Origin of the sequence: Corynebacterium halotolerans, from assembly GCF_050107895.1 — a bacterium.
GTDB classification, from domain to species: Bacteria; Actinomycetota; Actinomycetes; order Mycobacteriales; family Mycobacteriaceae; genus Corynebacterium; species Corynebacterium halotolerans_B.
On sequence record NZ_JBNILW010000012.1, the window covers coordinates 84,069 to 106,634 of the forward strand.

19 protein-coding genes are annotated in these 22,566 nt (G+C 67.4%); 11 read left to right on the forward strand and 8 right to left on the reverse strand.

The window, feature by feature from the left end; all coding sequences use genetic code 11:
- Positions 1–27: 27 nt before the first annotated feature.
- Positions 28–1,134: a DivIVA domain-containing protein gene (locus tag ACQCVD_RS12005; protein WP_426824001.1), complete on the forward strand. Its 1,107-nt coding sequence runs from the start codon at positions 28–30 to the stop codon at positions 1,132–1,134.
- Between the two features lie 284 nt (positions 1,135–1,418).
- Positions 1,419–4,613, forward strand: a complete 3,195-nt coding sequence (ileS, locus tag ACQCVD_RS12010; protein ID WP_426824002.1) for an isoleucine--tRNA ligase — start codon at positions 1,419–1,421, stop codon at positions 4,611–4,613.
- Here ileS and ACQCVD_RS12015 read toward each other — a convergent pair.
- Positions 4,600–5,766: an HNH endonuclease signature motif containing protein gene (locus ACQCVD_RS12015; protein ID WP_426824003.1), complete on the reverse strand. Its 1,167-nt coding sequence runs from the start codon at positions 5,764–5,766 to the stop codon at positions 4,600–4,602. The two genes, ileS and ACQCVD_RS12015, sit on opposite strands and share 14 nt — an antisense overlap.
- A 123-nt stretch (positions 5,767–5,889) precedes the next feature.
- Between ACQCVD_RS12015 and ACQCVD_RS12020 the strand changes: the two genes are divergently transcribed.
- The gene (locus ACQCVD_RS12020; RefSeq protein ID WP_426824004.1) at positions 5,890–6,726 is read left to right on the forward strand and encodes an EamA family transporter; all 837 of its coding nucleotides are present in this window, start codon (positions 5,890–5,892) and stop codon (positions 6,724–6,726) included.
- A 53-nt stretch (positions 6,727–6,779) separates the two neighbouring features.
- Positions 6,780–8,150 carry a DNA polymerase IV gene (locus ACQCVD_RS12025; RefSeq protein WP_426824005.1) on the forward strand — a complete coding sequence of 457 codons (1,371 nt, stop codon included), beginning with the start codon at positions 6,780–6,782 and terminating at the stop codon, positions 8,148–8,150.
- On the opposite strand, the gene ACQCVD_RS12030 is transcribed toward ACQCVD_RS12025, so the two are convergent.
- Positions 8,147–9,058, reverse strand: coding sequence for an asparaginase (locus ACQCVD_RS12030; protein WP_426824006.1), 912 nt, complete (start codon positions 9,056–9,058; stop codon positions 8,147–8,149). The genes ACQCVD_RS12025 and ACQCVD_RS12030 overlap by 4 nt on opposite strands.
- Before the next feature lie 118 nt (positions 9,059–9,176).
- On the opposite strand from ACQCVD_RS12030, the gene ACQCVD_RS12035 reads away from it, so the two are divergent.
- Entirely contained in the window at positions 9,177–9,734 is a 558-nt protein-coding gene (locus ACQCVD_RS12035; RefSeq protein WP_426824007.1) for a hypothetical protein, read from the forward strand.
- On the opposite strand, the gene ACQCVD_RS12040 is transcribed toward ACQCVD_RS12035, so the two are convergent.
- A complete protein-coding gene (locus ACQCVD_RS12040) occupies positions 9,735–11,345 on the reverse strand; it encodes an ABC-F family ATP-binding cassette domain-containing protein (protein ID WP_426824008.1) in 1,611 nt (536 codons plus the stop codon). It abuts the gene before it with no gap.
- 85 nt (positions 11,346–11,430) lie between these two features.
- Complete coding sequence (locus ACQCVD_RS12045) at positions 11,431–12,420, reverse strand: hypothetical protein (protein ID WP_426824009.1); 990 nt, start codon at positions 12,418–12,420, stop codon at positions 11,431–11,433.
- A gap of 47 nt (positions 12,421–12,467) precedes the next feature.
- Here ACQCVD_RS12045 and lspA point away from each other — a divergent pair, with 47 nt between their 5' ends.
- From lspA to ACQCVD_RS12060, 3 genes are read left to right on the forward strand one after another with little or no spacing between them, the layout of a single operon-like run.
- Positions 12,468–12,986, forward strand: coding sequence for a signal peptidase II (lspA, locus tag ACQCVD_RS12050; RefSeq protein ID WP_426824010.1), 519 nt, complete (start codon positions 12,468–12,470; stop codon positions 12,984–12,986).
- Complete coding sequence (locus ACQCVD_RS12055) at positions 12,983–13,909, forward strand: RluA family pseudouridine synthase (protein ID WP_426824011.1); 927 nt, start codon at positions 12,983–12,985, stop codon at positions 13,907–13,909. Before lspA ends, ACQCVD_RS12055 begins: the two co-directional genes overlap by 4 nt.
- Positions 13,906–14,478 carry a hypothetical protein gene (locus tag ACQCVD_RS12060; protein ID WP_426824012.1) on the forward strand — a complete coding sequence of 191 codons (573 nt, stop codon included), beginning with the start codon at positions 13,906–13,908 and terminating at the stop codon, positions 14,476–14,478. Before ACQCVD_RS12055 ends, ACQCVD_RS12060 begins: the two co-directional genes overlap by 4 nt.
- On the opposite strand, the gene ACQCVD_RS12065 is transcribed toward ACQCVD_RS12060, so the two are convergent.
- From ACQCVD_RS12065 to rarD, 3 genes are read right to left on the reverse strand one after another with little or no spacing between them, the layout of a single operon-like run.
- Complete coding sequence (locus ACQCVD_RS12065) at positions 14,475–14,876, reverse strand: DUF6308 family protein (RefSeq protein WP_426824020.1); 402 nt, start codon at positions 14,874–14,876, stop codon at positions 14,475–14,477. The genes ACQCVD_RS12060 and ACQCVD_RS12065 overlap by 4 nt on opposite strands.
- Positions 14,877–14,884: 8 nt before the next feature.
- A complete protein-coding gene (locus ACQCVD_RS12070; protein WP_426824013.1) occupies positions 14,885–15,196 on the reverse strand; it encodes a DUF6308 family protein in 312 nt (103 codons plus the stop codon).
- Between the two features lie 48 nt (positions 15,197–15,244).
- The gene (rarD, locus tag ACQCVD_RS12075; RefSeq protein WP_426824014.1) at positions 15,245–16,150 is read right to left on the reverse strand and encodes an EamA family transporter RarD; all 906 of its coding nucleotides are present in this window, start codon (positions 16,148–16,150) and stop codon (positions 15,245–15,247) included.
- 106 nt (positions 16,151–16,256) lie between these two features.
- Between rarD and ACQCVD_RS12080 the strand changes: the two genes are divergently transcribed.
- The 3 genes from ACQCVD_RS12080 (at position 16,257) to ACQCVD_RS12090 (ending at position 21,985) form a co-directional block, all read left to right on the forward strand.
- Positions 16,257–16,931, forward strand: coding sequence for a hypothetical protein (locus tag ACQCVD_RS12080; protein WP_426824015.1), 675 nt, complete (start codon positions 16,257–16,259; stop codon positions 16,929–16,931).
- 144 nt (positions 16,932–17,075) lie between these two features.
- Positions 17,076–20,639 carry a DNA polymerase III subunit alpha gene (gene dnaE / locus ACQCVD_RS12085; protein ID WP_426824016.1) on the forward strand — a complete coding sequence of 1,188 codons (3,564 nt, stop codon included), beginning with the start codon at positions 17,076–17,078 and terminating at the stop codon, positions 20,637–20,639.
- Between the two features lie 140 nt (positions 20,640–20,779).
- Entirely contained in the window at positions 20,780–21,985 is a 1,206-nt protein-coding gene (locus ACQCVD_RS12090) for a cobalamin-independent methionine synthase II family protein (RefSeq protein ID WP_426824021.1), read from the forward strand.
- 54 nt (positions 21,986–22,039) lie between these two features.
- Here ACQCVD_RS12090 and ACQCVD_RS12095 read toward each other — a convergent pair whose 3' ends face one another.
- The gene (locus tag ACQCVD_RS12095; protein WP_426824017.1) at positions 22,040–22,381 is read right to left on the reverse strand and encodes a hypothetical protein; all 342 of its coding nucleotides are present in this window, start codon (positions 22,379–22,381) and stop codon (positions 22,040–22,042) included.
- Positions 22,382–22,566: the final 185 nt, after the last annotated feature.

The window sequence follows — 22,566 nt, forward strand, 5'->3', positions numbered from 1 at the left end:
GACAGACAGAACTCGAAGGGAACGCTAATGCCGCTGACACCAGCAGACGTGCACAATGTCGCTTTCAGTAAGCCGCCGATCGGCAAGCGTGGCTACAACGAAGACGAGGTTGACCAGTTCCTCGATCTCGTCGAGGACACGCTTTCTCGGCTGCAGGACGAAAACGACGATCTGCGCCAGCGCTCCGAGTCCGGCGAGGGGGGAGCAGCGGCCTCGGGTTCCGTCGACGAGACCCGAATCCGCAAGGACATTGAGGCCAAGGTTCGCGCCGAGTACGACACGAAGCTCGCCGACGCCAAGAAGGCCAACCAGTCGGAACTGGACAAGGTCAAGGCCGACGCCAAGAAGGCCCGCGCCGAAGCCACCAAGTCCACCTCCAGCTCCGCGGATCTGGACAAGGCCCGCGCCGAGGCCAAGCAGGCCCGCGAGGAGCTGGAGAAGGTCAAGGCAGAGCTGAGCAAGTCCCAGGCTGAGGCCAAGCAGGCCCGCCAGGACGCCGACAAGGCCAAGACGACGAGCGCCGGGGCCGGTGCTGGTGCCGCAGCAGTCTCTGCCACCGGAATCGCCACCGCCGACACGCACATGCAGGCCGCCAAGGTGCTGGGACTGGCGCAGGAGATGGCTGACCGGTTGACCTCCGAGGCGCAGGCGGAGTCCAAGTCCATGCTGGACGAGGCCCGCAGCGCCGCCGAAAAGCAGCTCGGTGAGGCCGACACCAAGGCCAAGAACACCGTCGACGACGCGAACCGCCGCGCCGAGCAGCAGCTCAGCGAGGCCGACACCAAGGCCAAGACCCTGGTGTCCGACGCCGAGAAGCAGTCCCAGCAGCAGCTCAGCGCAGCTGAGCAGCAGGCGCAGCAGACCACCGCGGAAGCGAACTCCCGCGCCGAGGCGCAGATCCGCCAGGCCGAGGAGAAGGCTGCGGCGCTGCAGGCCGATGCCGAGCGCAAGCACAACGAGATCATGTCCACGGTCAAGCAGCAGCAGACCGCACTGGAGACCCGCATCGCGGAGCTGCGGACCTTCGAGCGCGAGTACCGCACCCGCCTGAAGACCCTGCTGCAGAGCCAGCTGGACGAACTCGATTCCCGCGGCTCCTCCGCCCCGCAGGGGGAACCGGAGAAGAAGGGCTAGCCGGCACCTCTTCGTTCCCCGAAACTCCCCGTCGCCTCCGACGGGGAGTTTTTTTGACGCGTGCGCTACACTTGCCAACTAGACAGGCGTTGATCCGGCCATCACCGGGAAGCCTCCGGAAGAACGGCTGCGGCCCAGTAGAACCGGACGGGTGGGACCGTGACAGACCTTCACCACACAACGAAGTGGGGCGTTCCGGCGCTCAAGCAGGGTGGTACCGCGCACGGGGAGTGCGTCCCTGCGGCCAGGAAACGTTGGATGTGAGTGAAGGAGATGGCGCGCAAATGAGTGAAGGTGTTGGTGGGGTCTACCCGAAGGTGGACATGACCGGCGGTTCCACACGTTTCCCCGACATGGAGCAGAAGGTCCTGGAGTACTGGTCGCAGGACCGGACGTTCGAGACCTCGATCGAGCAGCGCGAAGGCTGTGAGGAGTACGTCTTCTACGACGGGCCGCCCTTTGCGAACGGCCTGCCGCACTACGGCCACCTGCTGACCGGTTACGTCAAGGACATTGTCCCGCGCTACAAGACCATGCGCGGTTACAAGGTCCCGCGCGTGTTCGGTTGGGACACCCACGGTCTGCCCGCCGAGCTGGAGGCCGAGAAGCAGCTGGGTATCAAGGACAAGGGCGAGGTCGAGGAGATGGGCCTGGCCAAGTTCAACGAGTACTGCGCCTCATCCGTGCTCCGCTACGCCAAGGAGTGGGAGGACTACGTCACCCGTCAGGCCCGTTGGGTGGACTTTGAAAACGGCTACAAGACCATGGACCTGTCCTACATGGAGTCGGTGATCTGGGCGTTCAAGCAGCTCTACGACAAGGGTCTGATCTACCAGGGCTTCCGCGTCCTGCCCTACTCCTGGGCCGAGCACACCCCGCTCTCCAACCAGGAGACCCGCCTGGATGACTCCTACCAGATGCGCCAGGACCCGACCCTGACCGTCACGATGCCCGTCACGGGCGCCGACGCCGGAACAGCCGCGGAGCAGACCCTGCGGGAGCACCCCGAGCTTGCCGACGCCGCGTTCATCGCCTGGACGACCACCCCGTGGACCCTGCCGTCCAACCTGGCGCTGGCCGTCAACCCGGACGTCACCTATGTGGCGGTCAAGGTGGGGGAGTCTGGAGCAGCAGGGTTCGCCGGTCAGACTGTCATCCTCGCGGAGGCCCTGCAGGGTGCATACGAGAAGGAGCTGGGTACGGACGCCGAGGTGCTGGTGAGCGTCACCGGTGCACAGCTCGCCGGCTTCACCTACCGGCCGGTCTTCGACTTCTTCGCAGACGAAGCCGAGCGCAACGCTTTCCGGGTGCTGGTCGCCGATTACGTCACCACCGAGGACGGCACCGGTGTCGTCCACCAGGCTCCGGCCTTCGGTGAGGATGACATGGAGATCTGCAAGCAGCACGGCATCGACGTGGTCATCCCCGTTGACATGGACGGAAAGTTCACCCAGCTCGCCGCGCCCTACGAGGGGCAGCTGGTCTTCGACGCCAACAAACACATCATCCGTGACCTCAAGGAAGCGGGACGGGTGTTGCGCCACGCCACCATCGAACACTCCTACCCGCATTCCTGGCGCTCCGGCGAGCCGCTGATCTATATGGCGCTGCCCAGCTGGTTCGTCGCTGTCTCGCAGTTCCGCGACCGCATGGTCGAGCTCAACCACAACGAGATCGAGTGGATCCCGGAGCACGTCCGCGACGGCCAGTTCGGCAAGTGGCTGGAGGGGGCCCGGGACTGGAACATCTCCCGCTCCCGCTACTGGGGCTCGCCGATTCCGGTGTGGGTCTCGGATGACGACAACTACCCGCGCACCGACGTCTACGGTTCCCTCGACGAGCTGGAGGCCGACTTCGGTGTCCGCCCGACGTCGCTGCACCGTCCCTACATCGACGAGCTGACCCGACCGAACCCCGACGACCCGACCGGCAAGTCCACCATGCGGCGCGTGCCGGACGTGCTGGATGTGTGGTTCGACTCCGGGTCCATGCCGTTTGCCCAGGTGCACTACCCCTTCGAGAACAAGGAGTGGTTCGACAGTCATAACCCGGCTGACTTCATCGTTGAGTACATCGGCCAGACTCGCGGCTGGTTCTACCTGCTCCACGTCCTGTCGACCGCACTTTTCGACCGCCCGGCCTTCAAGAAGGTCGTCGCCCACGGCATCGTCCTGGGCGAGGACGGGCAGAAGATGTCCAAATCCAAGGGCAACTATCCGAACGTCAATGAGGTCTTCGACCGCGACGGCTCCGATGCCATGCGCTGGTTCCTGATGAGCTCACCGATCTTGCGTGGCGGCAACCTGATCGTCACCGAGCAGGGCATCCGGGAAGGGGTACGCCAAGCCCTGCTGCCGATGTGGAACGCCTACACCTTCCTGCAGCTCTACTCCGCGAAGCCGGCGGAGTGGTCCACCGCCTCCACGAATGTGCTGGACCGCTACATCCTGGCCAAACTCCACGACCTGGTGGCCGATGTCGCCGGAGCGCTGGACGCGACGGACATCTCCCGGGCTTGTGACGAGGTGCGCCGCTTCAGCGACGCCCTGACCAACTGGTACGTTCGCCGCTCCCGCGACCGCTTCTGGGCTGGCGATGATGAACACCCGGAAGCCTTCAACACCCTCTACACCGTGCTGGAGACGCTCACCCGGGTCGCGGCCCCGCTGCTGCCGTACCTGACCGAGGTGATCTGGAAGGGTCTGACCGGTGGCCGGTCGGTGCATCTGACGGACTACCCGGACGCCAGTGACATCCCGGCCGACGCCGAGCTTGTCGCCACCATGGACGCCATCCGCGGTGTGTGCTCTGCGGCGTCGTCGGTGCGCAAGGCCCACAAGCTGCGCAACCGTCTCCCCCTGCCGAAACTGACCGTCGCCCTCCCGCAGTCGGGACGGCTCGCGGAATTCGCCGACATCATCCGCGATGAGGTCAACGTCAAGGCCGTCGATCTGACCGACGACGTCGATGCCGTGGGCACCTTCGAGGTCGTGGTCAACGCGAAGGTCGCCGGTCCGCGCCTGGGCCGCGACGTCCAGAAGGTGATCAAGGCCGTCAAGGCCGGCAACTACACCCGTGAGGGGGAGTCTGTGGTCGCCGACGGCATCGAACTCACCGATGCCGAGTTCACCGAACGACTGGTCGCCGCCGATCCCGACTCCACCGCCCGCATCGACGGTGAGGACGGCCTGGTCGTCCTCGACATGACTGTCACCCCCGAGCTGGAGGCCGAGGGGTGGGCCGCTGACGTCATCCGTGGTCTGCAGGATGCCCGCAAGGCCGAGGACTTCGCCGTCTCCGACCGCATCAGCGTCATCCTCTCGGTGCCGGCGGAGAAGCGGGAGTGGGTGGAGCGTCACCGCGAACACATCGCCGCAGAGGTGCTCGCCACCGAATTCGAGATCGCCGAAGGCGACCTCGGCGCGGGTGCGCACGACGTCGTCAAGGATGTCACCGCGACGGTGGCTAAGAACGCCTAGTCAGCGCCCAGCTCCGTCCCGACTTCGCGGCGATCGGGTGGGTGTTGAAACGGAGGGGGCCGCCGTCGGGTGGTTCCCACCCCGCCCGCCCGGTGTCGGGGCAGCGGCGCAACCGCCCGTTGCGGATCCTGCCGGGAACATCATCGTTGCGGGCGTTGTGTGTGGCGCAGGCCGCCACCAAATTCGCCAGGTTCGTCTCCCCGCCGGCCGCCCAGGACCGGACGTGGTGGACCTGGCACGTGGCGGCGGTGCGCCGGCAGTCCGGGTCGGTGCACAGCAGCTGGTCCAGTGAGATCATCGCCCGTTGTTTGTCGCTGGCGGTGCGCCGGATCCGGAACAGATCCACGGGCTCGGCCCGCTCGTCATAGACCAGGCACAGCCCGTACGGCGCGAGCTTCTGCGCCGCGTACTCGGCCGCGGTGATCAGGGCCCCATCGGTGGTGGCGAAGGTGCCGTCCCCGCGGTTCTCCAGATCGTCCATCGTCATCAGGACCGCCGGCTGCAGCCACGGCGAGGATGTCCCGGCGTGCGCGGCCCGGTCCATCAGGGCATCGGCCATCGCCTGCTGGTGGCTCAGGCCACGATCCTTCGTCCGCAGTTGCTGGGCCCGGTCGTGCAGGGTGCGCACCAGGCGGGTCATCTCCGCCTCGGGCAGGCACACGTTGGCGTAGCGCATTCCCCGGGCGTCCGCGGCTCCGGACGCCCGGAAGTAGCGCCGCGCCTTCGCCGGCACAGGATCCAGGCCGCGGTTGAGCTCCCGGACGCGGGTATGGGCCATTGCCTTGACCGCATCGACGCCCAGCCCACCGGCTTTGTCCACCAGTTCCCCGCGCAGTTCCTCACGGCTCAGCGCCGCCCCCGGCAGGCGGTAGCGCAGCGCGGCGTTGATGACCAGTAACGTGTCGATGCTCAGCCCCGAGGTCGCGGCGCGGGTGACGGTGGCATCCCGGAGCAACTTCTCATTCCGGTCGCCCAGCGGCCCGAAGAGCTCGGCCGCGAGATTCAGCCAGCGTCCGGCGGTAGCCCCCGGCACGGCGAACTTCTCCGCAATGAGCTGGCGGGCGCGGGCGCTCCCCGCGGCCACCGCATAGCAGTGGCGGGTCAGTTCCACCCCGCGCCCGGCCACCTCGGCCAGCAACTCATCGATTCCCATGCTTGCTAAGCTAACGGGTTCCACCGGCCGCGCCACCGGCATCCGCCACGGACCCCGGAATCTGTGGACAGCCTCCGTTCCTCCACAGTCCCGGGGCCTCCCGATTTGACTAGGATCTCCCACATGGCTGATCGCAACCGGCTCGCCGCCCCGGCCGTCATGGTCGCCTCCGGGCTCTCCCTCTACGCGGGAGCGGCGCTGGCAGTGGGGCTGTTCGAGTCCCTGCCACCCACCCTCGTCGCGTGGCTTCGGATGTCCGCGGCCGGGGTGATCCTGGTGGTGCTCCACCGCCCGGCAATCCGGGACTTCCTCGGCCGGCGTGGGTTCCGGGCCGCGATCTTCGGCCTGGTCACCCTGGGCATGAACATGACCTTCTACGAGGCTATCGCCCGGCTGCCCATGGGCACCGCGGTGGCCATCGAATTCCTCGGCCCGATCGTCGTCGCGGCTCTCGGGAGCCGGACGGTCCGGGACTGGCTCGCCCTGCTGCTGGCCGGGGCCGGGGTGCTGGTACTGAGCGGCGCCCAATGGGCGGGGGCGTCGACGGGCGTGCTCTTCGCGCTGGCGGCCGCCGCGCTGTGGGCCGGCTACATCGTGGTCGGGTCGCGGATCTCGGAGGCGGGGGAGAGCCGCAGCGGGCTGGCGGTCGGCTTCGCGTGGGCCGGCGTCATCCTGATCCCGGTGGCGCTGTGGCTCTGGCCGGAGACCGGCCCGGGCATGCCGCCGCTCCACCTGGTCGGTCTCTCCCTGGGGCTGGGCCTGCTGTCCGCCGTGATCCCCTACAGTCTGGACCAGGTGGTGCTGCGCATGGCAGGCTCCACCTACTTCGCGCTGTTGCTGGCCCTGCTCCCCCTGACCGCGGCGGTGCTGGGCGCAGTGGTGCTGGGACAGCTGCTGCAGCCGGTGGAGATCATCGGAATCCTCGCGGTGGTCGCGGCTGTCGCGCTGCGCAAACCGTGACCGGCCGACTGATCTGTTTCTCCGGAACCGGGGTCACCTATCCTGGTGGCATCATGCAACGCTGGGTTCTCCACATCGACATGGACGCCTTCTTCGCGTCCTGTGAACAGCTGACGCGTCCCACCCTCCGGGGGAGGCCGGTTCTGGTGGGCGGGGTCAGCGGGCGCGGAGTTGTCGCCGGGGCATCCTATGAGGCGCGCAAGTTCGGTGCCCACTCCGCGATGCCGATGCACCAGGCGAAGGCGCTCGTCGGGTTTTCCGCCGTGGTGGTGTCACCGCGGAAGGAGATCTACGCCACGGCCTCCCGCCGCGTCTTCGAGATCGTCGCCCGCCAGGTCGAGGTGGTCGAACAGCTCAGCATCGATGAGGCCTACCTGGAGCCGGCGGAACTGGTGGGGGCCACCCCGGGGGAGGTCACCGAGTGGGCCCACCAGCTGCGTGCGGTGATCCGGACCGAGACGGGCCTGCCGGCCTCCATCGGCGCCGGTGCAGGCAAGCAGTACGCCAAGATCGCCTCCGACGAGGCTAAACCCGATGGGGTGTTCGTGATCCCCGTCGCCCGGCAGCGGGAGATTCTGGACCCCATGCCCGCCTCCGCCCTATGGGGGGTGGGGCCGGTGACCAGGACGAAACTCCAGCAGCTCGGGGTGGAGACGATCGGGGAGCTGGCCGCCCTGGACCGGAAGGAGGTCGAGATCAGCCTGGGCGCCACCATCGGGCTCAATCTCTGGTACCTGGCCCGCGGCCACGACGACCGGCCCGTCGCCCCGCGCGCCGAGGCGAAGCAGATCTCCGCGGAACACACCTATCCCACCGACCTGGTCACCCGTTCCCAGGTCGACGCCGCCGTAACCCGCGCCGGGGAGGGCGCCCACCGGCGCCTGCTCCGCGACGGCCGCGGAGCCCGCACCGTCACGGTGAAACTGCGCATGGCGGATTTCCGCATCGAATCCCGGTCCATCACCCTGCCCTACGCCACCGACGAGCAGGACACCCTGCTGGCCACCGCCTTCCGGCTGGTGCGCTACCCGGATGAGGTGGGTCCGATCCGTCTGGTGGGAGTCTCCTTCTCCGGACTGGAGGCCGCCCGGCAGAACATCCTGTTCCCGGAGCTGGACCAGCAGATCGTCGAACCACCGCCCCCGGACACGGATTACGAGGCCGGCGTCGGTGCCACCGAGACCCCGGAGCCCGAGGTGCCGGAGCCGGAGCCCGCGACGGGTTGGCGCGCGAGCCAGGATGTCCACCACCCCGACTACGGCCACGGCTGGGTGCAGGGGGCCGGGCACGGGGTGGTCTCAGTGCGGTTCGAGACCCGGACCACCCCCCGCGGCGTCACGCGCTCCTTCGCGGCGGACGACCCGGACCTGACCCCGGCGGACCCGCTGCGCAGCCTGGACTGGGAGGAGTGGCTGGCGGACTAGAACAGCGCCGCCGGATCAGTGCCGGTGGCGATGGCGGCGGCGAGCAACATCCGCGCCTGCCCGGACCGCAGGTAGCCGGAACCCAGCGCGCCCTTGGCCGCCAGCGTGGCACCTCCGCCGGCGCCCCCGTAGGTGCCGCGGACCTCCCCCTCCGGCACACGGGTGCTGATGACCACCGGGACGCCGGCATCCAGCACCGTGCCCAGGGCGTGTCCCAGGGCGGCACCGACATTGCCCGCCCCGAGGGCCTCGACCACCAGGCCGTCGGCGTCAGCGGGCACCCGCCGGCTGTCGGCGCCCGGGGAGGCGGCGAGGACCGCGACGTCGACGTCGGCCAACGGGCGGACGGGCAGGGGAGCGGGCCGGACCGCGTCCTCCGGGGCCGTGCTGGAAAAAGCCGTCAGCTCGGCGGTGTGCCGTTTGCCCGCCCCGCGGGCGGGGAGGACGGCGTGTCCGAACACGACCAGCGCGCCGAGGTCACGGGCCGAGGGATCGGCGGCGATGACGGCGGCGTCGAAAAGGTTGTCGGGGCCGTCGGAGGCCGGGTGGTCGAAGGGGCGCATTGCGCCGGTGAAGACCACCGGGCGCGGATCCGAGTGGAACACGTCCACGGCGATCGCGGTGTCCTCCAGGGAATCGGTCCCGTGCGTGACGACGACCCCGGTCACCCCGGGGTCCTCGAGACCGCGGTGGACCGCGGCGATGATGTCGTCGACGTCGGCCAGGGTGATGGAGGACGAGTCCAGGCGCGTGAGCTCCCGGACCTCGAACACCGTGGCGGCGGGATCGAAGCGGTCGGCGACGGCGGCCACCAGCTCCCGGCCGCTGACGGTGGGGATCAGGGCGCCGTCGGGGCCGGTGGTGCAGGCGATTGTGCCGCCGGTGGTCAGTACGAGGATCTTCGTCATGGCCTACAGGATGCCACAGCGATGTGAAATCACCGGCGGTCGCCGTGTACCATTTCGTTATCATCGGCGCCGCAGCCCCACCCCAGACACCGACGCGTCGAGAATGCGAGGAGAAACCGTGAAGTTTGCCAAGATCACCGCAGCCACCGCCATCCTGGCCGCCGGGATGACAATGGCCGCCTGTGGCAACGGAGACGACACCGAGGACACCGCGACCACCAGCTCCCAGACCTCCTCGGAGACTGCGGCGGCCCCGGAACTGCCGACGGCCGCGGACCTGAATGAGGTCATCGCCACCGCCTCCAACCCGGAGCTGCCCACCGAGGAAAAGGTCCACACCGTCCAAGGGGGCGAGACCGCGCCGGAGCTGTTTGAGACCATGGCCATGTCCAAGCAGGAGTCCGGGGCGGACTTCCAGGTCGTCGACCCGGTCCTGCCGGGCTTCACCTCCGATTCCGTGCTGGCCACCGTGAACTTCACGCTGCCCGACCGCGAGCCCCAGGTCGCGGAGAACGTCGAGTTCATCTACGAGAACGACACCTGGAAGCTCTCCCAGTCCTGGGCCTGCAGCCTGATCACCAACACCGTGGCCCCGGAACAGGTCCCGGAGATGTGCATGGACCAGACCCCGGCCGAGGGAGCCCCGGCCCCGGTGGAGGAAGCTCCCGCCCAGTAGCTAGTCCGCGCCCAGCGTGAGCACCCGGCCGCTCCACCGGCGGCGGATCCACCGGTCATGGGTGGCCAGGATGACGGCCCCGGGAAAGTCCGCCAGGGCCTGCTCCAGTTCCTCCGCCAGCGCCAGGGAGAGATGGTTGGTCGGCTCATCGAGCAGCAGCAGATCCGGTGGGGACGCCAGGATCATGCCCAGGGACACCCGGCGGCGCTGACCCAGGGAGAGCTCCCCGAGGGGGCGGTCCAGGTGGGCCGGATCCATCAGCCCCAACTCGACCAGGTCGGGCGTGGTGCCGCCGAAGACCTCGGCCGGGGTCAACCCCAGGTCCGCCCACTGGTCATCCTGCTGCAGTCGGGCGATCCGCAGTTCCTCCGCCACCTCCAACTGCCCGCTGTCCGGGCTCAGTTCCCCGTTGATCAGTGACAGCAGGGTGGACTTCCCGGCGCCATTGGGTCCTTCCACCAGCAGTTGCTCCCCCGGCTGCAGCTTCAGCGACAACGGGGCCAGCCGGCCGGACACCGCCACCTGCTGGGCCACCACCGCCGGCACCCCCAGCGAGGTCGGATCGGAGTGCTCCGGAATGCCGTGGAACCGCAGGCGTTCCGGTGGGGCCGGGATCTCGCCGCGTTCCAGGGCCTCCAGGCGGTTGCGGGCCGAACGTAACCGGTTTCCCAGCGTCTTGGCGGCCCGGTCACCGTAGAACTTCGCGGCGATCCGGGATTCCGACTTCGACTGCGAGGAATGGAAGATATCGGACTCGCCCTGTCCGGTCTGCCGCGTCAGCCGTTCCCGCTCGGCCTCCTGATCGGCGTAGTCCTGCGTCCAGCGGCGTCGAGCGGCTTCGCGGTCGGCCAGGTAGTCGCTGAAGGTGCCGGTGAACACGCTGCCCTGCCGGAGTGTCTCACCGGCGCCACCCTCCGGCCCCAGCGCGGGGTCCAGGTCCACCAGGCCGTCTCCCACCTGGTCGAGGAAATAGCGGTCGTGGCTGGCCACCAGCACCGGTCCGGGGAAGCCGCGCAGCTCGGCGACCAGAAAATCCACGGCAGCGTCATCGAGGTGGTTGGTCGGCTCGTCGAGCACCAACGCGTCCACCGGCCGCAGCAGGAGGGCGGCCAGGGCGAAGCGGCGGCGCTGACCACCTGACATCGCCCCCAGCGGCGTGGCCGGATCCACCCCTGCCAGGCCGAGACCGGCCAGCACGGCGGCGATGCGGGCGTCCAGCTCCCAGACACCGGCCTCCTCGGCGCGGGCGAGGGCCGCATCGTAGGCGTCGAAGACGGCCGGGTCCTCCAGATGGGTGGCCAGCTCGGCGATCCGCGCCTCGATCCCGCGGAGCTCGGCCACCGCGGCGTCGATTAGCGCGGCCGCGGGCTCGGTGAAAGGCAGTTCGGTTTCCTGGGTGAGGAAACCGGTGCCCGGTGGGGTGGTGATTTCGCCGGCGTCCGGGGACAGGTGCCCCGCGATGAGCGCCAGCAGAGTGGATTTACCGGCGCCGTTCTCACCGATCAACCCGGTGACCCGGCCCGCGGGCACCGTGAAGGAGAGGTCGGTGAGCACACGGCGGTTCGGGTAGGAGAAACTGACGCCGTCGAGTTTGAGATGGTGGGAACGCATGAAAGATCCTTCGATTGTCGGCGTGGTCGCCGAGACTGGCCGGGTGGTGCTGGGGCAGTGCTATCGAAGGTCCATGCGCTACAGCCTAACCAAAGCTGAGCGTGGACGTCGAGTCCTGGGCGACCCGGACATCGGATCCCTCCGTGCCGTAGACGACCCGGGTGGTGTAGTCGACGCGGCCGGCGACGGGCAGGGGCTTGGTGAGGTCCACCGTCAGGGACCCGCTGCTGGTCGTGTTGGAGTTCAGCACGTTCAGGGTGCCGGCGTCCTCCGGCGCCCCGGGCTGGCCCTCCAACGAAAGCGCGCCGAGGGCGGGGCGCTGGGTGACGGAGACATCCAGCTCCACCCGGTCGCCGTCGGCGGCGGTCAGCGTGTAAGTGGTGGTCTGCAGCAGCGTGGCCTCGCCGGTCACACGGGAGTCCACGCTCCAGACCGCGCCCGGCCCCACGGGTTCGTCCGGGAAGACCACCGGGAGGGAGAGCAGCTTCATCAGCGCCGACTCCACGGTGGAACGGCCCTCGTCGGTGGCGTCCACCGGAGCCGCGAAACCGACGGTGCTGACCTGCCCGTTGCCGTCACTACGCAGGTCGAGTGCGAAACCCTCCGCGCTGGCGAGGTCCCCGCTCAGGGCGGCGTCGGTGTGTTCCGGGGTGCCGACCCGCCAGGACACCTCCCGGTCGGCGGCCACCTCGGTCTCACCCTCCGGCTCGTCGGCGGGCGCCGAGGACGCCGTCAGGGGCAGGGTCACGGTCTCGGTGTCGATGTCCGTGCCCTCCGGGGCGGCGACGTCGATCGCATCGGTGCCGCCCGCGGACTGGTCGAAGCCCTCGGCGATCTCCACCGTCGTCTCCTGTTCGCCGGTGTCGCTGAAACTGAGCATCTGTCCCGGGCCCTGCCCCGACGACTGGACCATCACACGGGCGGGGTCGACCTGCAGGTCCACGGAATCCTCCACTTCCGGCCCCTCGGGGTCCTCCCCGGTGGACAGGCACCCGCCGAGCAGGAGGGCGGAGGCGGTCACCACGGCGGCCAGGGCGGGGCGTCGGAAAGCATTGCGGAGGGCGGAGGAAGACACGGTCTCCAAGATACCCGGGTGGAGTTTTGCGGTGGGCATGGGGAAAGATGGAGCGTGTGAGTCAACGAGGTAGGAGCTATATCCCCATGATGGCCACCGCGGTGGTCATCATCGCGGCCATTGACCAGGTCACCAAGACCATCATGCTGAACTGGTTGGAACCGGGCGAGGCGGTGCCCGTCCTCGGCGACTGGTTCCGCTTCTACCTCTTATTCAATCCCGGCGCGGCGTTCTCGATGGGGGAAGGGTCCACCTGGCTGTTCACCTGCATCCAGATCGCCTTCATCCTCGGTGTGGCCCTCTACTCGCCGAAGGTCACCGACCGTTGGGTGGGCGTCGGCCTGGCCATGATCGCCGGTGGTGCGGCCGGCAACCTGATCGACCGGTTGTTCCGGGAGCCGCAGTTCTTCCTCGGCCACGTGGTGGACTTCATCTCCGTGGGTGATTTCGCGGTGTTCAACGTCGCCGACAGCGCCATCACCGTCGGCGTGGTCGTGTTCGTCATCTCGATGTTCACCGAGGAGATCCGCGAACACCGCCGCGAGAAGGAGGAGGTTGCCCGATGACGCGCGACTCCCGCACCCTGTACGTGCCCGAAGGGCTGGAGGGTATGCGTGTCGACGCCGCGCTGGCCAAGCTGCTCGGCATCTCCCGCACCGTCGCTGCGGAGCTGGCCGCGGCCGGTGACGTGGAGGTCAACGGCATGGCCGTCGGCAAGTCCGACCGGCTGCAGGCCGATTCCTGGCTGGACGTGCTGCTGCCCGAACCGGAGCAGCCGCTGCTGCCGAAGACCGAACCAGTCGAGGGCATGGATATCCTCTACTCGGACGCGCACCTGATCGTGGTGCACAAGCCCGTCGGTGTGGCCGCGCACCCCAGTGTCGGCTGGGAGGGGCCGACGGTGATCGGCGGGTTGGCGGCCGCAGGCTTCCGCATCTCCACCTCCGGCCCGCCGGAGCGCAAGGGTATTGTGCAGCGCCTGGATGTGGGTACCTCCGGAGTCATGGTGGTCGCGGCCTCCGAGCGTGGCTACTCCGTGCTCAAGCAGGCGTTTCGCGACCGCACCGTGAAAAAGGTCTACCACGCCCTGGTGCAGGGGCACCCTGATCCCTTCAGCGGCACGATCGACGCCCCGATCGGCCGTCACCCCTCGGCCGGCTGGCGCTTCGCGGTGACCAGTGACGGCAAACCGGCGGTCACCCACTACGAGACCATCGAGGCCTTCCGGGAGGCGACACTGCTGCGGGTGCACCTGGAGACCGGGCGCACCCACCAGATCCGCGTGCACATGTCCTCGATCAATCACCCCTGCTGCGGTGACCCGATGTACGGCTCCGACCCTGAGTTGGCCCAGCGGCTGGGGCTGATCCGGCAGTGGCTGCACGCGGAGACCCTCGGCTTCCACCATCCCGTCGGCGGCCAGTGGATGGAGGTCAGCGCCCCCTATCCGGATGACCTGGCGCATGCCCTGGAGGTGCTGCGCGCGTGACCGTGGAGAGCTGGCGCAAGACCATCGCCGCCGTCTGCGTGATCGGGTTGGTCGCGGTGGTGCTGCTGCTCTCCCAGTCCGACCGGACGAGCCGACCGATGGCCGTCAACGGCGACGCGGTGGGGCAGGAGACCGGGGAGAGCCTGGAATCCTATGTGGGGCGGGCGGAGCAGTCCCTGGTCGAGGCACCGGCGGGGGAGAATGCCTTCGGCATGATCACGTTCGCGGCACCGCTGGATCCGGAGTCGGCGGCCGAGGTGCTGAGCGGACTGGAACGGGTCAACGCCATGGTGCTGCTCTCCGCCTCCGCCATGCCGATCCCGGAGCCGGTGGCTGGGGAGACCAGGGACGATGTTTTCCGACGCCAACTGGACCGCGTGGATGACAGTCTCGCCGGGATCGGGGACATCACGGCGCCGCGCGAGCTCAACGGCGTGGTGGCCTGGGACGACGGGGAGGCCTTCCGCTCCGTGGCTGCCGATCCGGCGGTGTTGGCGGTGGAGGTGCTGCCGCCGGACGCGGCCTGGGGGCGGTTCGGAGTGCGGCCGGTGGACGCGGGGGAGTCTTAGGCGGCCCTTCGTCGCTGGTCTTCCGCCCGCCACACGATGATGTCGAAGACCCGGAGGGTACTGAGGTGCCCCGTCCCGGGAACCTCTCGCCGGATAGTGCTGAGATGATTCTCCAGGGCGTGGTTTTCATGGCGGAGTACGGTGCGGAGATTTTCGTAGAATCTTACCGACGTGGTTCCCAGTTGGTTGGCGAGGTACGTGTCATAGACGGGCAGTAGCCGTGGACACTTCCGGGCGAGAAGTTTAAACACCGCTGTCGGACCGAAACCCTTGCGTCGCAAGGCGTACCACAACTGGTTGGCCGTTTTGACGTGTTCTCCGGCCTCGTCCGCACTGAGGGGAACGTCGATGGGAATCGCCGTCAGGAGCCCGGAAATCTGTTCCGGGTTATGCGGCAGGTCATAGGCTAGGTGACGTCGATTGGTGTCGTCAGTAGACTCAGCGCCACTTGGCCGCTGACCCTGACACTCAGCAGCTGGAGAGAGACCAGATCCTTCGCCGTGACCACGTTTCGGACAGTCGCCCGGTCACCACCACCGCCCAGCTTCTCAAAATAAGAGCCAGAGAATTCCGGCCCTTTTCCGTCCTGTTGTGCCACATACGTCCTGAGGTGATCCACTGCGACGTCGGCGTCCGCCTGGCCCAGGACCTCCGGAACTTTCCAGCCCACCTCAGTAAACCCCGGATCCCATGGATTCCCGCTCTGCATGGAAAACATCTTCTCCTCTTCTCAGCGGGAAAATTCGATGGCCCCACGCTCTCTACTTCAGGCCTGCAGCGGCGGTGACACCGCAGCATCCTGCACCGGCCCGACTTCCCGGTTCCGCCGCCGGCGCTGAATGACCAGATCCAACAGAAATATCGCCACGGCGATCCAGATGATGAGGAAGCCGATCCAGCGTTCCTGCGGAATGGTCTCGTTGACCACGAATACCGCCCAGAGCATCTGCATGGTCGGCGTCAGGTACTGCAGCATCCCGATCGTGGACAGTGCCATCAGCCGGGCGCCCATGCCGAAGAGCAGCAGGGGGACGGCGGTGACCAGGCCGGAGGCGACCAGCAGCCCGACGTGCGCCGGACCCTCGCTGAAGAAGGTGCCGGCACCCGTGGATTCCAGCCAGACCAGATAGCCGATGGCGAAGGGGGCCAGCACCAGGGTTTCCGCGGTCAGGGAGCCGGCTGCGGAGACGGTTACCTTCTTCTTGAGCAGCCCATAGAAGCCGAAGCTCAATGCCAGGCTGAGGGCGATCAGGGGCGGCTGCCCGCCCAACACCGTCAGGAAGAGCACGGCCACCGCGGCGATGGCCACTGCGGTGCCCTGCAGGGCGCGCAGCCGCTCGCGGAAGAAGATCACGCCGAGCAGCACACTGAGCAGCGGGTTGATGAAGTAGCCGAGGGCCGCTTCATTCACGTGGCCGCTGTTCACCGCGATGATGTAGATCAGCCAGTTGGCCGCGATCAGCACGCCGGCGAGTGACATGCGCGCCCAGGTGCGGACGCCGGCGTGCCGCAGTTCGCCCCAGCCCCGCTGAAGGCTGACCACGATGATCATGATCACCCCGGCCCAGACGATGCGGTGCGCGAGAATCTCCCCGGGACCCGCCGGCATCAGCAGCGGGAAGAACGCGGGCATGAGCCCCCAGAGCAGATACGCCAGCACACCGTAGATCATGCGGGGTACCTTACCCCTGCCGGGAATTTCCCTCCGCTCCCACCGCAGGCCACCCCCGCAGCCGTGTGCGTGGCGGTGGGCGGACAACGGCCGTATTCTCGCGGGTGTGGCGAACACACCGAATCTGACACCGCCCCCGTGGCTGAGGGACCGGCTCGACGGCGCCAGCGTCACACCCGACATCTTTCACCAGGGTGGCTGGGTGAACCGCCGTGCCATGGAGGATGAGCTCCGGGAACACGAGTTTGAACCCCGTTTGATCGGGGACTGGATCTCCCGTGCCCAGCTGTTCGAGTACGCCGATTGGGCGCGCGAATCCCAGGAGGGAGCCCTCCAGCTGCTCTTCAACACCATGGCGTGGGCGGAGGGGAAGGCCAACCGCAACAATCGACGCCGCGTCAGGGCCATCGCCCGGGACCGGGAGCGGGCCGGGGAACTTCTGCAGACGGCGGCGCAGCTGTCCGGCACTGACGCGGAGAGCGCCTACAACCGGCTGCTGACCGGCGTGCGTACCCCGGCCATCTCCACCATCAGCCCGACGGTGTTCACCAAGTTTCTCTACTTCTGCGGCGCCGGACGTCCCAATCACCCGGCGCTGATGCTGGACCGTGCCGTCGCGGAGGCGTTGCGGGAGGCCGGTTGGCGGGACTTCCGCACCCAGAACTGGTCCGGTGCGGAGTATGTCGCGTACCTGAATCTGGTCACGCGTTGGCGGGATGAACTGAGTGGGGACTTCCCGCGGCTGCGGACCGACCTGGTCGAGTGGGCCCTGCGCCGGTGAGCCACTCTGCTGTGGGACACCCCGCAAACGACGCCCCGGGCGCGCCGCGCCCGGCGCTGGCCTGACGGGGCGTCGATAAGCGTTCTCACCTGGGGAAATTTGGCGGATTCCCAACGTGTAATTCGCGGGCTACACTGAGGAACCATGGCCAAGAACTCCTCCTTCGTGCACCTCCACAATCACACCGAGTACTCCATGCTGGACGGCATGGCGAAGGTGGACATGCTGGCGGATGAGGTGAAACGGCAGGGGATGCCGGCGGTGGGGATCACCGACCACGGCAACATGTTCGGCTCCGACGCCTTCTACAAGAAGATGACGTCCTCGGGCATCAAGCCGATCATCGGCATCGAGGCCTACATGGCGCCGGAGTCGCGCTTCAACAAGAAGCGTGTGCGCTGGGGCGAGCCGCACCAGAAGTCCGATGACGTCTCCGCTTCCGGCGCCTACCTGCATCAGACGATGCTGGCGGAAAACGCCACCGGCCTGCGCAACCTGTTCTACCTGTCATCCATGGCCTCCTACGAGGGTCAGCTGGGCAAGTGGCCGCGCATGGACGCCGAGATCATCGCCGAGCACGCCGACGGCATCATCGCCACCACCGGCTGCCCCTCCGGAGACGTCCAGACCCGCCTGCGGCTGGGGCAGTTCGACGAGGCGCTCGAGGCCGCCGCGATGTGGCAGGACATCTACGGCCGCGACAACTACTTCCTGGAGCTGATGGACCACGGCCTGGACATCGAGACCCGGGTGCGCAGTGAGCTGCTGGAGATCGGCAGGAAGCTCGATCTGCCGCCGCTGGTGACCAACGACTGCCACTACGTCCTGGAATCCCAGGCCAAGGCACACGAGGCCATGCTGTGCGTGCAGACCGGAAAGACCCTCAATGACCCGGACCGTTTCAAGTTCGGCGGTACCGGTTACTACATCAAGTCCGCTGAGCAGATGCGCGACATCTTCGATGACACCGTGCCCGACGGCTGCGACAACACCCTGTGGATCGCTGAGCGGGTCCAGCCCTATGACGAGATGTGGGAGTCCCACCCGCACGACCGCATGCCCGTCGCCGACGTCCCGGAGGGCTACACCCCGACCACCTGGCTGCACCACGAGGTGATGGACGGGCTGAAGGAGCGCTTCAACGGCGGCGGCGTCCCGCAGGAGTACATCGATCGCGCTGAATACGAGATCGAGGTCATCGACATGAAGGGCTACCCGTCCTACTTCCTCATCGTCGCCGAGATCATCAAGCACGCGCGTTCCATCGGCATCCGGGTCGGACCGGGCCGTGGTTCCGCCGCCGGAGCACTGGTGGCCTACGCGTTGACCATCACCAACATCGACCCGATGGAGCACGGTCTGCTCTTCGAGCGGTTCCTGAACCCGGAACGCCCCTCCGCGCCCGATATCGACATCGACTTCGATGACCGCCGCCGCGGGGAGATGATCCGTTACGCCGCGGAGCGCTGGGGCGAGGACAAGATCGCCCAGGTGATCACCTTCGGCACGGTCAAGACCAAGCAGGCGATCAAGGACTCCGCCCGCGTGCAGTACGGCCAGCCCGGCTACCAGATGGCCGACCGCATCACCAAGGAACTTCCGCCGCCGATGGCCGCCAAGGACATCCCGCTGGCGGGTATCACCGACCCGGACCACGAGCGCTACGGTGAGGCCGCGAATGTCCGGGCGTTGATCGAGTCGGACCCCGACGTGTCCCGGATCTACGACACCGCCCGCGGACTGGAGGGGGTGGTCCGGCAGGCCGGCGTGCACGCCTGTGCGGTGATCATGGCCTCTGTTCCGCTGCTGGACCATGTGCCGATGTGGAAGCGGCCCGCCGACGGCGCGCTCATCACCGGCTGGGACTACCCGGCGTGTGAGGCCATCGGCCTGCTGAAGATGGACTTCCTCGGGCTGCGCAACCTGACGGTGATCGGTGACGCGATCGACAACATCAAGAAGAACCGGGGCGAGGACATCGACCTGGAGAACCTCGACGTGGTGGACGACGAGACCTACAAGCTGCTCGGTCGGGGAGAGACTCTCGGCGTGTTCCAGCTCGACGGCGGGGGCATGCAGGAGCTGCTCAAGCGCATGCAGCCCACCGGCTTCAACGACATCGTCGCCGCGCTGGCTCTCTACCGCCCCGGCCCGATGGGCGTCAATGCCCACCTGAACTACGCGGACCGCAAGAACGGCCGCAAACCGATCGAGCCGATCCATCCGGAGCTCGAGGACGCACTCAAGGAGATCCTGGACGAGACCTACGGTCTGATCGTGTACCAGGAGCAGATCATGAAGATCTCGCAGAAGGTGGCCAACTACACGGCCGGTCAGGCCGACGGTTTCCGCAAGGCGATGGGTAAGAAGAAGCCCGAGGTGCTGGAGAAGGAGTTCGTCACCTTCGAAGGCGGCATGAAGGAAAACGGCTACTCCAAGGAAGCCATCAAGACTCTGTGGGACACGATCCTGCCCTTCGCCGGCTACGCGTTCAACAAGTCCCACGCCGCCGGCTACGGTCTGGTGTCCTTCTGGACGGCCTACCTCAAGGCCCACTACGCCCCGGAGTACATGGCGGCGCTGCTGACCTCGGTGGCGGACAAGAAGGACAAGTCCGCGATCTACCTCTCGGACTGCCGGCACCTGGGAATCCGCGTGCTCTCACCGGACGTCAACGAGTCCGACAACGACTTCATGGCCGTGGGTGAGGACATCCGGTTCGGTCTCGGCGCTATCCGCAACGTGGGGTCGGACGTGGTCGCCTCCATCGTAGCTACCCGGGAGCAGAAGGGGCACTTCCGGGACTTCTCGGACTACCTGGACAAGATCGACACCCTGCCCTGCAATAAACGCATCACGGAATCGCTGATCAAGGCCGGGGCCTTCGACTCCCTCGGACATCCGCGCAAGGGGCTCATGCTCATCCACGAGGATGCGGTGGATTCGGTGATCGCCACGAAGAAGGCCGCCGACAAGGGACAGTTCGATCTCTTCGCCGCTCTCGGTGGGGAGTCGGCGGAGGCCGCCAACAACGCCTTCGCCCTGGACATCCCGGAGGAGAAGTGGGACCGCAAGCACGAGTTGGCCCTGGAACGTGAGATGCTGGGCCTCTACGTCTCGGGCCACCCGCTCGACGGCTTCGAGGAAGCCCTGGGCATGCAGACCGACACCGCGCTGACCACCATCCTGGCCGGCGAGATGCGCCACGGTGCGGAGGTGACCATCGGCGGTATCATCTCCGGAGTGGACCGCCGTTTCTCGAAGAAGGACGGTTCCCCCTGGGCGATCGTCACGGTGGAGGACCACAACGGCGCCTCCGTGGAGATCCTGGTGTTCAACAAGGTCTACTCCCTGGTCTCCTCCCAGATCGTGGAGGACAACATCATCCTGGCCAAGGCGCACGTGTCCATCCGGGACGAACGCATGAGCCTGTTCTGCGATGACATGCAGATGCCGGATCTGGGACCGGGCAACGGCGCCGGTCTACCGCTGCGCCTGACACTGCGTACCGATCAGTGCACTCCGGGCAACATCAGCAAGCTCAAGAGCGTGCTGCAGGCCAACACCGGCGACTCGGACGTCTACCTCAACCTGGTCAACGGAGACGAGTCCACGGTGATGATCCTGGGAGAACACCTGCGGGTGGAACGCTCCGGAAATCTGATGGGCGACCTCAAGGCCACACTCGGCCAGGGCATCCTCGGCTGACGGATGCTTGTCCGGGGGTGCCCCTGTGCTGCGGACGGCAGCCCGGGCGCTACCATAGACCACACAGTCTAGATCGTGGCGTCCGGAGCCCCGGGAACGTTCCTCACCACAGGCTGCGCACACCGAGACCGAAAGGGAGTATCTTGACCGATCACATCCGTACCACCCACGTGGGGTCGCTGCCGCGCACCCCGGAGCTGCTGGAGGCCAACGAGCAGCGCGCCAAAGGCGACATCACTGATGAGCAGTTCTTCGAGATCCTGGAGAAGGCCGTCGACGAGGTGGTCAAGCGCCAGATCGACCTGGGCATCGACATCATCAACGAAGGCGAGTACGGCCACATCACCTCCGGTGCCGTCGACTTCGGCGCCTGGTGGAACTACGCCTTCACCCGGCTGGGCGGACTGACCATGACCGACGAGGACCGCTGGGCCTCCCAGGAGGTCGTGCGCTCCACCCCGGGCAACATCCAGCTGACCTCCTTCGCGGACCGCCGCGACCGGCAGCTGTTCAGCGAGGCCTACAACGACCCGACCTCCGGCATCTTCACCGGCCGCGCCAAGGTCGGTAACCCCAAGTTCACCGGTCCCGTGACCTACATCGGCCAGGACCAGGTGGACGCGGACACCAAGCTGCTGAAGAACGCCATGGACAAGTTCGGGGCGAAGGACGGGTTCATCGCGGCCATTTCCCCGGGCGCCGCCGCCCGTCTGAAGAACGAGTACTACGAGACGGACACCGAGATTGTCCAGGCCTGCGCCGCCGCCCTGCACCACGAGTACAAGGCGATCACCGACGCCGGCCTGACCGTTCAGCTGGACGCCCCGGATCTGGCGGAGGCCTGGGACCAGATCAACCCGGAGCCGAGCACCGAGGACTACCGCGCCTGGTTGCGCATCCGCATCGACGCCATCAACGACGCCCTGAAGGGGCTGCCCAGGGAGCAGACCCGCCTGCACGTCTGCTGGGGCTCCTGGCACGGCCCGCACGTCACCGACGTCCCCTTCGAGGACATCATCGACGAGGTGCTGCGCGCCGAGGTCGGCGGCTTCACCTTTGAGGGCGCCTCGCCGCGTCACGCCCATGAGTGGCGTGTCTGGCAGGACCATAAGCTGCCCGCCGGCTCGGTCATCTACCCGGGCGTCATCTCCCACTCGATGAATGCCGTCGAACATCCGCGCCTGGTCGCCGACCGCATCATCAAGTACGCCGAGCAGGTCGGCCCGGAAAACGTCATCGCCTCCTCCGACTGCGGCCTGGGTGGGCGCCTGCACCACCAGATCGCCTGGGCGAAGCTGGAGTCCCTCGTTGAGGGCGCCCGCATCGCCACCAAGGAACTGTTCTAAGCACACAGCCAGGGCCCCGGTTCAGGAAGAACCGGGGCCCTGGTGTTTGAACGGTCAGGACTGGATGCCGAACTGGCCCAGGAAGTTACTGACCTGGTCGTCGCCGCCCGGAACCAGCTTCCTGTAGGCGGCCAATCCCGTGGTGACGGCGATACCGACGGCCAGGGCCGCCTGGGCGAGGGCGAAGGCGAGCTCCACCTCTTCGGTCACCTCGAAGGAACCGGAGTTGGTGTTCACGTCATCGTCGTCCTCACCGGGGGCGTCTTCCTCGGCGGATAGGGTGCTGCTCAGGCTGGAGAGGCCGGTGTCGGCTTCCTCGGCCTGGGCGGGAGCGACCAGCGCGAGAGCGGTCGTGGCGGCGGCGATCAGCGAGACAGAGATGCGGCGACGGGTCACAGGTGGAGTCCTTTTTAAGTTCGGCCAAAGTCGTGGCTCAGTGTAACGGGGAATGGCCCTAGTAGTGCTTTGTTAGGTGGGGGCGCGGCCACAGTACGGGCAATAGGCCAACAACCTGATGACAGCGGTCTGGAGTTCGGCGAGTGTGACATAGAAACTCACACCGCCTTGCGCGCTTTTGGGTC